The sequence below is a fragment of the Flavobacterium sp. genome (assembly GCF_052437795.1).
Classification (GTDB): domain Bacteria; phylum Bacteroidota; class Bacteroidia; order Flavobacteriales; family Flavobacteriaceae; genus Flavobacterium.
Genome location: NZ_JBQVPA010000003.1, coordinates 108,348 through 122,567 on the forward strand (window position 1 = coordinate 108,348; position 14,220 = coordinate 122,567).

General features: G+C 42.6%; 14 protein-coding genes. 11 read left to right on the forward strand and 3 right to left on the reverse strand.

Translation table 11 applies throughout. The annotated features are described in order from the left end of the window. Position 1 precedes the first annotated feature (1 nt). The 5 genes from ACT6R0_RS10735 to ACT6R0_RS10755 all read left to right on the forward strand — a co-directional run bounded on the left by ACT6R0_RS10735 (position 2) and on the right by ACT6R0_RS10755 (position 4,640). Positions 2-541 carry a hypothetical protein gene (locus tag ACT6R0_RS10735; RefSeq protein ID WP_444653460.1) on the forward strand — a complete coding sequence of 180 codons (540 nt, stop codon included), beginning with the start codon at positions 2-4 and terminating at the stop codon, positions 539-541. Positions 542-559: 18 nt separating this feature from the next. Continuing rightward, positions 560-1,234, forward strand: a complete 675-nt coding sequence (locus ACT6R0_RS10740; RefSeq protein WP_444653458.1) for a class I SAM-dependent methyltransferase — start codon at positions 560-562, stop codon at positions 1,232-1,234. Between the two features lie 6 nt (positions 1,235-1,240). Then, the gene (locus ACT6R0_RS10745; RefSeq protein ID WP_444653457.1) at positions 1,241-2,506 is read left to right on the forward strand and encodes a flippase; all 1,266 of its coding nucleotides are present in this window, start codon (positions 1,241-1,243) and stop codon (positions 2,504-2,506) included. Between the two features lie 40 nt (positions 2,507-2,546). Then, the gene (locus ACT6R0_RS10750; protein ID WP_444653456.1) at positions 2,547-3,362 is read left to right on the forward strand and encodes a glycosyltransferase family 2 protein; all 816 of its coding nucleotides are present in this window, start codon (positions 2,547-2,549) and stop codon (positions 3,360-3,362) included. 186 nt (positions 3,363-3,548) lie between these two features. Continuing rightward, positions 3,549-4,640, forward strand: coding sequence for an O-antigen ligase family protein (locus tag ACT6R0_RS10755; protein ID WP_444653455.1), 1,092 nt, complete (start codon positions 3,549-3,551; stop codon positions 4,638-4,640). Position 4,641: 1 nt separating this feature from the next. Here the strand turns inward: ACT6R0_RS10755 and wecB are convergent, their stop codons facing one another. Beyond that, complete coding sequence (gene wecB, locus ACT6R0_RS10760) at positions 4,642-5,757, reverse strand: non-hydrolyzing UDP-N-acetylglucosamine 2-epimerase (RefSeq protein ID WP_444653454.1); 1,116 nt, start codon at positions 5,755-5,757, stop codon at positions 4,642-4,644. Positions 5,758-5,900: 143 nt separating this feature from the next. Between wecB and ACT6R0_RS10765 the strand changes: the two genes are divergently transcribed. Continuing rightward, a complete protein-coding gene (locus ACT6R0_RS10765) occupies positions 5,901-6,944 on the forward strand; it encodes a glycosyltransferase family 4 protein (RefSeq protein WP_444653453.1) in 1,044 nt (347 codons plus the stop codon). Positions 6,945-6,973: 29 nt separating this feature from the next. On the opposite strand, the gene ACT6R0_RS10770 is transcribed toward ACT6R0_RS10765, so the two are convergent. Continuing rightward, the gene (locus ACT6R0_RS10770; protein WP_444653452.1) at positions 6,974-7,750 is read right to left on the reverse strand and encodes a 2OG-Fe(II) oxygenase; all 777 of its coding nucleotides are present in this window, start codon (positions 7,748-7,750) and stop codon (positions 6,974-6,976) included. A 139-nt stretch (positions 7,751-7,889) separates the two neighbouring features. Between ACT6R0_RS10770 and ACT6R0_RS10775 the strand changes: the two genes are divergently transcribed. From ACT6R0_RS10775 to purD, 5 genes are all read left to right on the forward strand, one after another. Beyond that, complete coding sequence (locus ACT6R0_RS10775; protein WP_444653450.1) at positions 7,890-9,002, forward strand: DUF1972 domain-containing protein; 1,113 nt, start codon at positions 7,890-7,892, stop codon at positions 9,000-9,002. Continuing rightward, the gene (locus ACT6R0_RS10780; RefSeq protein WP_444653448.1) at positions 8,938-10,302 is read left to right on the forward strand and encodes an O-antigen ligase family protein; all 1,365 of its coding nucleotides are present in this window, start codon (positions 8,938-8,940) and stop codon (positions 10,300-10,302) included. The genes ACT6R0_RS10775 and ACT6R0_RS10780 overlap by 65 nt, the downstream gene beginning before the upstream one ends. Continuing rightward, a complete protein-coding gene (locus ACT6R0_RS10785; RefSeq protein WP_444653447.1) occupies positions 10,247-11,230 on the forward strand; it encodes a UDP-glucuronic acid decarboxylase family protein in 984 nt (327 codons plus the stop codon). Before ACT6R0_RS10780 ends, ACT6R0_RS10785 begins: the two co-directional genes overlap by 56 nt. A gap of 3 nt (positions 11,231-11,233) precedes the next feature. Continuing rightward, on the forward strand, positions 11,234-12,601 hold the full coding sequence (locus ACT6R0_RS10790; protein WP_444653445.1) for an undecaprenyl-phosphate glucose phosphotransferase: 1,368 nt from the start codon (positions 11,234-11,236) through the stop codon (positions 12,599-12,601). A gap of 122 nt (positions 12,602-12,723) precedes the next feature. Continuing rightward, complete coding sequence (purD, locus tag ACT6R0_RS10795; protein ID WP_444653444.1) at positions 12,724-13,995, forward strand: phosphoribosylamine--glycine ligase; 1,272 nt, start codon at positions 12,724-12,726, stop codon at positions 13,993-13,995. Here the strand turns inward: purD and ACT6R0_RS10800 are convergent. Further along, a complete protein-coding gene (locus ACT6R0_RS10800; RefSeq protein WP_444653443.1) occupies positions 13,990-14,220 on the reverse strand; it encodes a DUF6341 family protein in 231 nt (76 codons plus the stop codon). The two genes, purD and ACT6R0_RS10800, sit on opposite strands and share 6 nt — an antisense overlap.

Sequence of the window (14,220 nt, forward strand, 5' to 3'; positions counted from 1 at the left end):
AATGAAAACACTTAAAACCTGTATTATTGCACTTGTACTATTGTCAGTTATAACAGGATGCAAAAAGGAAGAGTCTAAAACATCCGTGCCAGCTGCAGAGAACGCGGCGGCCGAACCTGCCGTACAGGTTGTGCTTGATATGGTGGTAAAAAAAGATGATACATTCGAGATGTTTTATGTAGAAGATGAATCGCTCGATTTTGGAGACAATAAAACAAGGGTAAAGGTAAAAGGTAAAAACGAAAGCCAGGAAATTGTGTTCAACTTTCCTGATAATGCAAGTATTGGCAACCTGAGGTTTGATGCAGGTGAAAATCCTGAGCAGGAAGAAATGACCATAAATAAGGTGATAATAAAGCAGAAAGATAAGGAACTGGAGTTAAGCGCAGCTGACTTTTTTACACACTTTACCGCATCGGGTTATGTTAAGACATTCCCTGAAAAATTTTCGTTTAAAGGCATAAAAGTAAATAATGTATATGACCCTATGATCTATGGCAATACAACGCTGATGCACATTTTAAGGGAATTGAAAAAGTAATAGGCATAAAAATTATAAATGAACTACAGCGATAAAGCATCCAGTTATTATGCGAATATAAGGCACGACCTTATTACCCTTTTAAACCCTGAAAAAAGAGGGCTTAAGGTGCTCGAAATTGGCGCGGCCTATGGCGAAACGCTGTATTATTTAAAGCAGCAGGGTATTGCTGCGGAAGCTGTGGGTGTGGACATTTTTGAAGATACAGAGAACCCGCAAAACTATAAGCCGCTTGACAGGTTCATCTTTGGCAACATCGAGGAGCTGGATTTCCCGGAATTTGTGGGTTATTTCGATATTATACTGCTGCCCGATGTACTGGAGCATCTTATCGAGCCAAAAAAAGTATTGGCCAAAGTATATAAGTACCTTGCGCCAGATGGCGAGATATTGGTAAGTATGCCAAACATAAGGCACTACTCGGCATTCAAAAAAATATTTTTAAAAGGCGATTTTGAGTATGAAGAGAGTGGCCTTTTTGACTATACGCATATGCGTTTTTACTGCAAAAAAAATATGGTCGCGCTTTTGGAAAAGTCCGGATTCAAGGTGGTTTATACCGAAAGTTCCATCAGGAATTTTAAAGGGAGGTCGGTCGCAAAAATGGTCAACAGCCTTACATTCGGTATTTTTGAGGAATTTTTCTCACTGCAATATTTCCTGAAAGCGAAAAAGGCAGGAGGAGCAACATAATGAAAAATGACTTCTGAATTCAAAAAAATAGTATCTTCATCTGGCATCAATTTTCTTTTCAGGATCTTCGGGCTGGTCGCCGCATTTTTTTCATCGGCATTCATCGGGAATTTTTTTGGAGAAGAGACCTGGGGCAGCTATTCGCTTGCATTTACAATATCGCAGGCCGCAGGTATGCTGTTCGCATTAGGTATACCCAACGCACTGATAAAGATCGTAGGCGGCAACAGCCTCAACGTTTTGCAGGCAAAAAAAATTTTGCGCCAGGGGCTAACCATAACATTGCTCATTTCGCTGGTACCGGCACTCATTTTTTTTGCGGAGGCCGAGTTTTTTGCCGTGCGGATATTTGGTAATGAAAAGCTGGTAAATTACTTCCTTATCATTACCATTTCGCTGCCATTGTTTATATTTCATGAATTGTTCCTTTATTTTTTTATCGCTACAAAAAATTTTATCCGGTACAGTCTGTTCATGTTCGTGCTGCCCAATGTGTTGCTCATACTCTTACTTTTTCTGTGCTATAAAATGGACCTTACCGGGCATTATGTGTTTTTGGCCTTCGCCTTATCCATACTTCTGGTGGTACTGACAGAAGCCCTGACGGTATTTGAATTAAGGCCTGAAAGGACCGAAAAAGTAATGTCGTCCCGCGAGTTGGTAAAAACAGCTTCGCCCATGATGTTTAGCGGACTTTTCCTGTATCTGCTCAACTGGTCAGACCTTATCATCCTCGGTATTATGGTCGATGAAAAGCAGGTAGGCATTTATAATTATGCTTTTAAGGCCGGCAGTGCCGGTTTTTTGGTCATTGTGTCGGTCAACCTCATTATGATGCCAAAAATGGCAGAACTATACGGACGTGGCGACCTTACGGGTTTACGAAAGATCATTAATAACACGACCAGGCTGGTGGCCTTGCTTTCATTGGGCATAACAGGGATCTTGGTGGTATTTGCGCCTTTTATCATGTCACTGTTCGGGCAGGAGGCCGCACAGGGGGTTACAGCCATGATGATCGTAGCTGTCGGGGTATTTTTCAGCGCGGCAATGGGCAACGTGGACCAGATACTCAATATGACCGATAATGCCAGGACATTCAGGAATATTACCGTGGTATGTTTTTTTATAAATGCTTTGCTCAATGTAGTACTTATACCACATTATGGAATTAATGGGTCAGCATGGGCAAGCCTTATAACAAATGTAGTTATAAACATTGTGTGTGTTTTGTACATTAAAAAGAAGCTCGGTTTTTATACATTTGCTTAAATTGATATCAAAATCACCCGGAATGGGATAAAAGACCCGCATGCAACCAATAGAACTGTCCGTAATTATAGTGAACTACAATGGCATGAAATACCTGAATGGGTGTTTCGGATCATTATATGCTCAACTGGCGGGGATCAACTTTGAGATCATAGTTCTTGATAATGATTCGAAAGATGGCAGTTGCGATCATATAAAACAAAACTTTAAGGAAGTACGGCTTATAGAAAGCACAGAGAACCTTGGCTTCGGCCGTGGCAATAATGCTGCAGTTGAGGCAGCGAACGGAAAGTACCTTCTGCTCATAAATAACGATACTATTGTACAGGACCACCTTTTGCCGGCGCTGGAGTTTATGAGAAATGATGAATCTGTTGGCGCCCTTGGGATACGGATGCTTGATGGCAACGGCAATTATATAGTTGCCGCAGGCAAGTTCCCGGCTCCAGTCAACATGATACGGCTTAAGAATATGTTCCTGATGATGGGTCGTGAATTCAGGAGCGGAAATTTTACAAAGCCCTATTATAATGTAGACTGGTTGGGAGGTTCTTTCCTGCTGATGCCCAAAAAAGTATACGATGCCGTAGGCGGGTTTGATAAAGATTATTTTATGTATGTGGAGGACGTTGACCTTTGTAAAAAAGTGGCAAACGCCGGATATAGGAGGGTTTTTATGCCGGGCCTAAGCTATATACATTTTGTAGGCTTTAGCAGATCGAGGGACAACTTGGTGGTTGCGGGGCATGAAATGTACATAAAAAAAAATATGTCAGGATTTCTTAAAGGAGCCTCGATTTCAGCCTTGTACATAAACAAAATGATTAAAAAGGTAAAACGGGCGCTTGGCCGCTAAAGCATGAAAAAGAGAATAGAAAAGAAAACCGTTTATACCGCCCTGTTTATTTTAATAGCAGTATGCCTGCCGTATGTTGAATCTTTTAGGGTCAATATTTTTTTGCAATTAGGCATATTAGGTATTTGCGCTTTTTTAGAACCAATTCGTTTTTCAAAGAAGCTTTATCAACACATCGCCTCTTTAATGCTCATATTACTTGTCGGCTTTATTGGTACTGTCATCCACAAATATGAGCCTTCACCCATTTTTAAAGATCTTTTCCATTTTATTAAGCCAATTGTCGGGCTGTTATTGGGATACATCATTTTTAAACAGATGGGCGATTTTAGATCTTTTGCCAAAACCGTCGTAATAGCAGCAATAGTAACGGCAGTCATACACCTGTGTATCATTTTGCTGTTCACTGATTTTATATCGGGCCGTATAGAAGCTATAAGGCTGTATACAAAAGATAACTTTTTGGAAATATTTGGACTTTTCCTTATCGTCTACTTTCCAAAATTGGAAGGAGATAATGAAATATTTAAAAAGCAGTCTCATAAATGGTTTTGGACATCGGTTTTAATAGTATCCTCATTTTTATATTTTTCCAGGACCATGATAGTCATTGCATTAGTCCTGTGGCTTACAGTTAAAGGCTATACCAAAATTACGGGTAAAGGCTTAAAAGTAATAGGCATAGTGCTGATGATGACAGGACTGCTGTACACCTACTTATACAGCGCCAATATAAAAAGGGATGCAGAAGGATTTGAAGGGTTCCTTTACAAAATAAAAAATGCGCCAGAAGAAGTATTTACGTTTAATATCGACAGGGAGAATCACGCAGACCTTTGGGACCACTGGCGGGGATATGAAGCAAAACGTGCACTGGAACTCATGCACCAGCATCCTTCATCCTATGTTTTTGGAACTGGGCACGGTTCACTGGTAGACCTTAAGTTTTATGCGCCGCTAACCGGTGATGATAAGGGGATCCGCTTTATTTCAGATCTGCATAATGGTTATGTTTACGTCCTTTATAAAACAGGAATTATAGGATTGGTCATCTATCTGTTCGTTCTGTTGCGCTGGTATGCCTATATCTATAAAAAGCATAACCTGATGAACATACTTATATCTGCGGGCGGATTAATATTCCTTATGACAACGATAATGATATCCGGGCTTTATAATGGTAAAGATATCATTGTTTTCATAATTGGTGGGGCTATGTATTTTGTATACAAAGAAAGGACAGAGTTACAAAAGATCCCTGGATCCAGTAGTTTGTAGATCAAAGGTCCATGGCAATAATATCCATTATCTGCTTGCTTGATGTACCGTCTCCGTATGGATTTAAAGATTTTGAAATTTTTGCATAATACTCATTATCACCTAGCAATTTAATGGTTTCAGCCACAATTTTTGTTTTATCCGATCCTACAAGGATCGCAGTACCTGCATCTACACCTTCTGTTCTTTCGGTAACTTCCCTCAGTACAAGTACAGGTTTCCCAAGGCTTGGAGCTTCTTCCTGTATACCTCCTGAATCAGTGAGAATGATATTGCTTTTGCTCATCATCCAAATGAGCTCATGATAATCTAAAGGATGAATAAGCTTGATATTATTCCTTTTCAGGACCTCGTGTGCTGTAATTTTAATATTGGGGTTTGGGTGGACCGGATATACAATTTCAACTTCCGGATAATTGTCTGCGATGTCCAGCAGTGCATGGCATATTTCCAGGAAGGGTGTTCCAAAATTTTCCCTGCGGTGGCAGGTTACAAGCACTATTTTCTTTGTAAAGTCAATAGTGCCGAATGTATTAATAAGCTGTTGCTCATCTGTATGCTCAATTTTCCTAAGGCCTTCAAATAAAGCATCGATCACCGTATTTCCGGTAACATATACATTCTCTGTTATATTTTCTTTTAAAAGGTTTTCTTTGGCCTGTTCTGTAGGGCAAAAATGAAAGTTTGCCAACTTAGAGGTAAGTGCCCTGTTGGCCTCTTCCGGAAAAGGGGAATATATGTTATGGCTCCTCAGGCCGGCCTCTATATGTGCGATCTTTATTTTTTGGTAAAAAGCGGCCAATGCAGCAGCCAGTACGGTAGTAGTATCTCCCTGAACAAATACCAGGTCAAATTTTTCTTTGAGGAGTATTTCGTCGGTTATCCTCAAAATAAGCGTTGCCGTAAGCCCATGTAGTGTTTGGTTAGGGGTCATGACATTCAGGTCATGATCGGCTTCAATATCAAAAAAATCAAGTACCTGGTCAAGCATTTCCCGGTGCTGGGCGGTTATTCCTGTTTTTACCGAAAAACGGACATCTTCTTTAAACGCTTTTATAAGCGGGGCCATTTTGATCGCTTCAGGCCTGGTGCCAAAAAGAAATAGGATATTTTTCATTACGGTATAAATGCAGGACAATTTGTTTGCCCGTAAAACTACTAATTAAAACTATATTTGCAATGCTTAAAAATGATATGATGAAAGTGTTGTTTCAATCAAGGGCGAATCTTTATTCCGCGCCGGGCGGAGACCTTGTCCAAATGGAAAAAACAAAGGAGTTTCTTGAAAAGGAGGGTATCAAGGTGGACATATCGCTCGAGCCAACACCAGATCTTGAAGGATACGACCTCGTACATCTTTTCAATCTCATGGACCCGCATGACATCTATGCACAGATGGATAATGCGAGAAGACAGGGTAAAAAGGTGGTGCTTTCCACCATATATGGACTTTATACAGAGTTTGAAAGGAAAGCACGCGGAGGTTTTTTCCAAAAATTGGCTAACCTGCTTTCACCATTCCAGATATCCTATTTTAAAATAGCTATCAAGCATATTGCAGGAAGGAATTTGCATTCAGGCATCGTTACGATGCTTTATAAGGGGTTTTACGGCATGGCCAGGGAAATAGCAGAATATACCAGTGTGTTCCTTCCCAATTCGCATTCGGAGATGGACAGGGTGGCAAAAGACTTTAAATTAAAAAATTTCAAATACATCAGTGTGCCCAATGCTGTAGATAAGTCAGTTTTTACCCTCAGCAGTAATGATGATGGCAGTTATGCCGAATTTAAAGGCTGTATTTTGTGTGCTGCCCGCATAGAGGGCCGTAAGTCTACTCTCAACCTTGTCAGAGCTGTAAAAGATGCGCCATATAAGCTGGTTATAGTTGGGCGGGAATCGCCAAACCAAAAAAGCTATGTAGAGCAGGTGAGGCGCGAAGCAGGCTACAATGTATATTTTCTTGGGGCTGTACCTCATGAGGAATTGAGAAAGCTTTACAGTGTGGCAAAAGTGCATGCGCTTGTAAGCTGGATGGAAACCCCGGGCCTATCCTCGCTCGAGGCCGGTGCTATGGGCTGTAACATAGTCGTTACAAAAAAAGGTGACACGTATGATTATTTTGGAGACTATGCATATTATTGCGAGCCCGATGATGTGGCCTCTATAAGGAAAGCGATTGATGAGGCATACAAAGCGGATGTAGACCCGAAACTCAGGGAAATGATATTAGAGAATTACACGTGGGAAAAGACAGCTACGGAAACAATAAAAGCCTACAACCTCGCATTGGCGGAAGGGTAAAGGCTTTTATTGTTTAAATTTAAGTAAGGCTACTGGTTCTTCGCCGTCCTGCTGCCAAAGAATTTATTTTTTGTCTGGACCAGGAAATTATAGTTTTTGGCAAATAGCTTTTTCATGGCCGAAGCATCTTCTTTTGGGAACCAGTCGGTAGTACGCGGCGTTTCGATATGCCTTTCGTGCACCTGGAAAACATAGGTAGCTATCGATGTCCTGTACTTGCCTTCGGGGAAATTGGTCATGTCATAGCCGTGCAATGTATAAGGCGCGCACTGCTGTATGATAAGCCTGTTGAAGGGCACATCCAGCTCGGCCTCTTCGTTGGTCCTTAAGTCTTTTATCTTTAGTTGCCCTTTGTATTCCGGTTTCCAGTCCTTGTTGAGGTACAGGAGCAGGTTGAGTTCGCGGTACCAGTTCTTGTTCAGCGGGTGGTAGTTGAAATCCAGGTGCATGTCCAAAAAGCTGTTTTTCTTACCCTGATGAAGCCCGCCGCCAAAGTTCCTTGGATCTACAAATATCTTTTTGGCGGTAATGAACGATAAAATCTTATTGAACCTTTCAGAAGACAATTCGTTATACAGCTCCAGCAATTCGGGGCAAAGTTCCTTGTAGTTGGATTTCTCGAACTTATTATTGGCAAAGGCATAATCCCGGCTTTTATTGTTCAGTTCAGGAATGCTGTCATACGCCCTCAGCAATTTTTCGGTATCGCAAAAATCATCAATGATAAGGTGTGGAAAAGGCTGTGCGGTAAGATATTTTATCTGCAGTTCTTTGAGATTGTTCTCAATATATTCAAAATTGATCATAGCAATATTGTTGTATGAAGCAAAAATAAACAAAACAGTGCTAACGCGGGATGATTAATATCATAAATGGCCGCATTTTTTCGATGGCATATCCTATTTATATGTATTTTTGGCGCGCAGTGAAAGGAATCTCGGATCAATGAAAGTAGCTATACTCGGCACCAGGGGCATCCCGAACCATTACGGTGGTTTTGAACAATTTGCAGAATATTTCTCAGTATACCTTGCTGAGAGGGGGCATGAGGTATATGTATACAACTCACACAACCACCCTTATCAGGAAAAAATGTTCCATGGTGTACACATACTCCACCAGTATGATCCCGAGTATAAAGTGGGTACGTTTGGGCAGTTCATTTACGACCTTAACTGCATACGAGACATCCGCAGGCGCAATTTCGATATCATTCTCCAGCTCGGGTATACCAGCAGCTCCGTTTGGCATTTCCTTTTGCCAAAGAGCGCCATAGTAATAACTAATATGGATGGACTGGAATGGAAGCGTTCCAAATATTCGGCACCGGTACGCAAGTTCCTTAAATATGCCGAAAAGCTCGCGGCAAACCATAGTGACTATCTTGTGGCCGACTCACTGGGCATACAGTCGTTCCTGAAAGAAGAGTATAAAAAAGACTCCACTTACATCGCATATGGGGCGCATCCGTTTTATTCGCCGGACGAAAGTATCCTTGATATCTATAACGTACAAAAAGGCAACTTCAACATGATCATGGCGCGCTTTGAGCCCGAGAATAACCTGGACATGGTGCTGAGCGGAGTAGCAGAGGGTAACGACGCGACCACGATACTGGTATTAGGTAAGCATGAGACAAAATACGGGGCCTACCTTAAGGAAAAATTTAAAAACTATCCGAACATCAGGTTCACGGGCGGCATATATAATATAAAGCATTTGAACAGCCTGCGCTATTATTCAAAAATATATTTCCACGGCCACTCGGTAGGGGGTACTAACCCGTCACTACTCGAAGCCATGGCATCGAGAGCGCTCATCGCGGCACACAATAATAATTTTAACAAAGGCGTTCTACAGGACAATGCCTATTATTTTGCCAACCCGCAGGAGGTTGCGGCACTGCTTGCAGCAGTGTCAAAAGACAGTAACCTCCAAAAGATAGAGAATAATTTTAAAGCTATAGAAAAAGATTTTAATTGGGATAAGATCAATGGGGAATATCTACAACTTTTCGAGCGATGCCTTGCTAAAAAGGATCGGGCTTTCTCCGGGTAAAAAGCTATTGGTTTTTTTCATATCGGCAGTGCTCATTACCCTGCCGTTGGGATATGCCTATAACAGCATTGCTATTGTATTGTTCGTTCTGTACTCGCTGCTGTCGGCAAAAAAGGATGCTTTCTTCTTTAACAAAGCATTACTGCTACCCATGCTGCTCTATGTGCTAATGGCATTATCGCTGCTATGGTCTATAGACTGTAACAGTACCTTCAGGGCGCTCTCAAAAGAAGCTTCGTTGTTGTTTATTCCCATTGCGTATTGCTTTAACGGCAGCTTTATAAGGATGGGAAAAAATAATATCCTCAGGAACTACGGCATTGCCATGGTACTTGCCGGGGTTTTCTTTTTAGGAAGGGCGGTAGTAAGGTACATACAGACAGCGAACACCGATGTGTTTTTTTACCATGAGTTGTCTACCTATTTCATAAACGCAATATACCTGTCGGCATTGTTCTCAGTACCGCTTTTCTATTTCCTTACCGTAAAAAAGAAAACGTGGTGGGACTATGCTTGTTTTATTTTCCTGTTCATCCTTATTTTCCTGTTGTCATCAAAAACGGCCATCATAGTCGATGTGCTGCTCACAGCCATCTACATGCTTTTCTATTCGCGAATGCCTAAAAAAGCACGTATTACCCTGTTTGTGATGTTTATGGCTTCGGCAGCGGCATTAGGCTATTACAGCAAAATAAAAGAACGTTTGGTTGCCGAGTTCACCACACAGGCTACCCTGGCGAACGGGGTGAACAATCTTACAGTAAGGGATGCATGGTCAAAAGAGCGCTTTACCCCCAACGATTACTTTAATGGTTCGGCTTTCAGGGTATACCAGGCACGTGTATTTAAAGATTTGGTGAATGAAGACCCTGAGGTGTTCTGGACAGGCTATGGCCTGAACGCTTCACCGCCCAAAGTACATGAAAAAGGGGTGGAATATAATGTGCACCCGGGCAGTGGCGAGGGTATAAACTACGGGTATGGCCTCCAAAACTTCCACAATCAGTATATCGAAACCTTTGCAGACCTTGGCATAGTGGGTTTTTTACTGCTTTTGGTAATACTTGGGCTTAACTTAAAAAAAGCGCTTAGGGACAAAGATTTTATGCATATTGCTTTTGCAATTCTTATGATAGCCTTACTTTTGACGGAATCATTTTTATGGAGGCAGCGCGGCGTAGTATTTTTCGTTGCATTATATTGCCTCTTTAATGGCTTACCGCCAAAAGGTTTTGGAAAAAGATATGAAAAGAATCCTGATAACGGGAGCAGCAGGCTTCCTGGGGTCACACCTTTGTGACAGGTTTATAAAAGAAGGCTATTTTGTAATTGGGATGGACAACCTCATTACGGGCGACCTTAAGAACATTGAGCACCTTTTTAAACTCGAAAATTTCGAATTTTACCATCATGATGTTACAAAGTTCGTAAATATACCGGGTCACCTGGACTATATTTTGCACTTTGCATCGCCTGCAAGCCCTATCGACTATTTGAAGATCCCTATCCAGACATTAAAGGTGGGATCGCTTGGCACACACAACCTTCTTGGGCTGGCAAGAGTGAAAAAGGCAAGGATACTCATTGCATCAACATCCGAAGTATATGGCGACCCACTGGTACATCCACAAACTGAGGACTATTACGGCAATGTGAATACCATAGGCCCGCGCGGCGTGTATGATGAGGCAAAGCGCTTTCAGGAATCCATTACCATGGCTTACCATACGTTCCATGGCGTAGAGACCCGTATCGTAAGGATATTTAATACCTATGGTCCAAGAATGAGGCTTAATGACGGACGTGTTATCCCAGCATTCATTGGCCAGGCATTAAGGGGCGAGGACCTTACCATATTTGGCGATGGGATGCAAACGCGTTCCTTTTGCTACGTTGACGATCAGGTAGAAGGTATCTTCCGGCTGCTGAATTGTGATTATGTATACCCGGTGAACATTGGAAATCCAGATGAGATCACCATTAAAGATTTTGCCGAAGAGATCATAAAGCTTACAGGTACCGACCAAAAGGTTACCTATCATCCGCTTCCCGTAAACGATCCCCTGCAAAGGCAGCCCGACATTACCCTTGCTAAAAAACTATTGGGCTGGGAGCCAAAGGTAGGCCGTGCCGAAGGCATGAAGATAACCTATGACTATTTCAGGTCGCTCTCGCAAGAGGAACTGCAAAAGGAAGAGCATAAAGATTTTTCAGGATTTATACACTAACAGATGATCTTGTCCCCAAAAGGAAGATATTCTAAATATTTAAGGCCGGTTACCATACTGTTCGATGTTGTGGTAATAACCGTACTGTTCCGGGTATTCTTTTTTGAACTGGGGCTCAACTACCTACATTTCGGAATTTACCAAATAGGATGCTGGGGCATAATTTCCTACTTTTCAGGTTTTTACGCAGTGTACCGTTACACTACGCCAATAAAGATAGTTACCAAGCTTATGGCGCAGGGAATACTGTTCCTGCTTTGTGTTATCGCATTTTTTCCGTTTGCCAAAGAAACCATTTTTAGCGGACAGGCCATTGCTCAATACCTGCTGGCCGCATTTGCCGCAATAACCCTTTTCAAATTTGTCTCCTTCTATTACCTGAAACGCTACAGGTTAGCTACAGGGAGCAATTACCGTAAGGCCATTATTATTGGCTATACCCAGCAGGCCACTCGCCTTAAGGAGGTTTTCGAAACGCGTTCGGATTACGGGTATCGCTTTGAGGGGTTCTTTTCGGACAAAAAAACAAATCCGGATGTAAAGGGCAAGATTACCGATATAGAAAGTTATGTATTGGAGTACAGCATTGACGAGATATACTGCTCGCTCAACGAAATAAGCAATACACAACTCAAGGCCCTTGTAGAATTTGCCGACATCAATAAAAGAACGATCAAGTTCATCCCGGATACCGATGGCATTTTTGCAAAGAACCTGAGGATGGATTACTATGAAATGTTCCCGGTGCTTTCGCTGAAAAAAACGGCACTTCACGACCCGTTCGCCCAAATGGTAAAGCGGGCCTTCGACATCATATTTTCGCTGCTTGTCGTTATATTTCTACTCTCCTGGCTCATCCCGCTGCTTGCCCTGCTTATAAAGCTGGAGTCAAGGGGCCCGGTCTTTTTCAAGCAGAGCCGCCCCGGCATCAACGAAAAAGAATTTTTCTGCTACAAATTCCGGTCCATGCAGATCAATGAGCGTACAGAACAGTCGGTAGTTAAAAATGACCCGAGGATCACCCGTATAGGTAAGTTCATCCGCAAGACGAGCCTCGACGAGATGCCGCAATTCTTCAATGTGCTGAAGGGCGATATGTCGGTAGTAGGGCCAAGGCCGCACCTTTGGTCGCAAAACAACCTGTATAGCCATCGTATAAAGAAATATATGGTTCGCCTGTATGTAAGGCCGGGCATTACCGGTTTGGCACAGGTAAGGGGCTCCAGGGGCGAGATAAGCAGCAATGAGGACATGATCTTCCGTATTAAGTACGACGTGTTTTACATTGAGAACTGGTCGCTTCTTCTTGATATTAAGATAATCATACAAACGGTCGTAAATATATTTACCGGCGACGAGAAGGCCTATTAAGGCTTCGGCAGTATTTTGATCGGGCAGGCATCTAAAAGTTGAACTGTGTTTGCTATGCGGTTACGTTTGTCTTCTTTATTTTTGCAAAGCTTTATCGCAACAACAACTAACAACAACACAACATGAAAATTTTACTACTTGGTTCAGGCGGCAGGGAGCATGCACTTGCATGGAAAATGCTGCAAAGCCCATTGTGCGATATATTATTTGTTGCGCCGGGAAATGCAGGCACAGCAGCTATTGCCACAAACATCAATATCAACCCACTCGATTTTGAAGCCGTAAAAAGCACCGTGCTTGAACAAGGTGTAAGCATGGTGGTGGTAGGCCCCGAAGACCCATTGGTAAAAGGAATATACGATTTCTTTAAAAATGATGATGAACTGTCAGGCATTCCTGTAATAGGTCCTTCTCAACACGGGGCGCAGCTGGAAGGCAGCAAGGAGTTCGCCAAGCAGTTCCTTTTCAAAAACAACATACCTACCGCGGCCTACGACAGCTTTACCAAAGATACTGTAGAACTTGGCTGCGAATTCCTTACTACACTGCTGCCTCCGTATGTACTTAAAGCAGATGGCCTTGCTGCCGGTAAGGGCGTACTTATAATAAACGACCTGGCCGAAGCCCAGCAGGAGCTCAGGAATATGCTTGTAGATGCTAAATTTGGCGAAGCCAGTGCCAAGGTAGTGATAGAAGAGTTCCTTGACGGTATCGAGCTGAGCTGCTTTGTGCTTACCGATGGCAAAAGCTACAAGCTGCTCCCGATGGCCAAAGATTATAAAAGGATAGGAGAAGGGGACACCGGACTTAATACGGGCGGAATGGGTGCCGTATCGCCGGTGCCGTTCGCCGATGCGGAATTTATGGAAAAGATAGAGACACGCATTGTAAAGCCAACCATCGAAGGCCTGAAGGACGACAATATCGAATATAAGGGCTTTGTGTTCATAGGGTTGATAAAAGTGGGCAACGATCCATTCGTGATCGAATATAACGTGCGCATGGGCGACCCGGAGACCGAAGTAGTGATACCAAGGCTAAAGTCGGACCTTGTAGAACTGTTCGCGGCTGTAGCCAATGAAAAGCTGGATGAGGCAGAACTGGTTATTGATGAACGAAGCGCCGCTACCGTAATGGTCGTTGCCGGAGGCTACCCTGAAGCGTATGGCAAGGGCGATATTATATCAGGGCTGGATAAAGTGAACGGCTCCATAGCCTTCCATGCAGGTACAAAGCTGGATAATGGACAGGTGGTAACCAATGGAGGGCGTGTGATCGCGGTTACATCCTATGGGGATACGTTTATGGAGGGCATAAAAAAATCTTATCAAAACATAGCGGGGCTACATTTTGATAAGATGTATTTTAGAAAAGATATCGGGCTCGACTTATGATAAAAATGAGTGGGCCGTTGTATCCTGGTCGTCGTCGTTATTTTGTTTGAAGATGTTCAGTTGCTTCAGCCAGTACCATGTAGCGCCACAGCAAATGATGATAAAAATCCAGGTAATGATGTTGGCGATCCACCAGTTTTCCAGCTCAAGCGCACGGAAAAAATTCATCGGTAAAAAAAGGATGTCGGTAAAAAGATAGCCAAGGCCTTCAAAAAATGCTTTCAT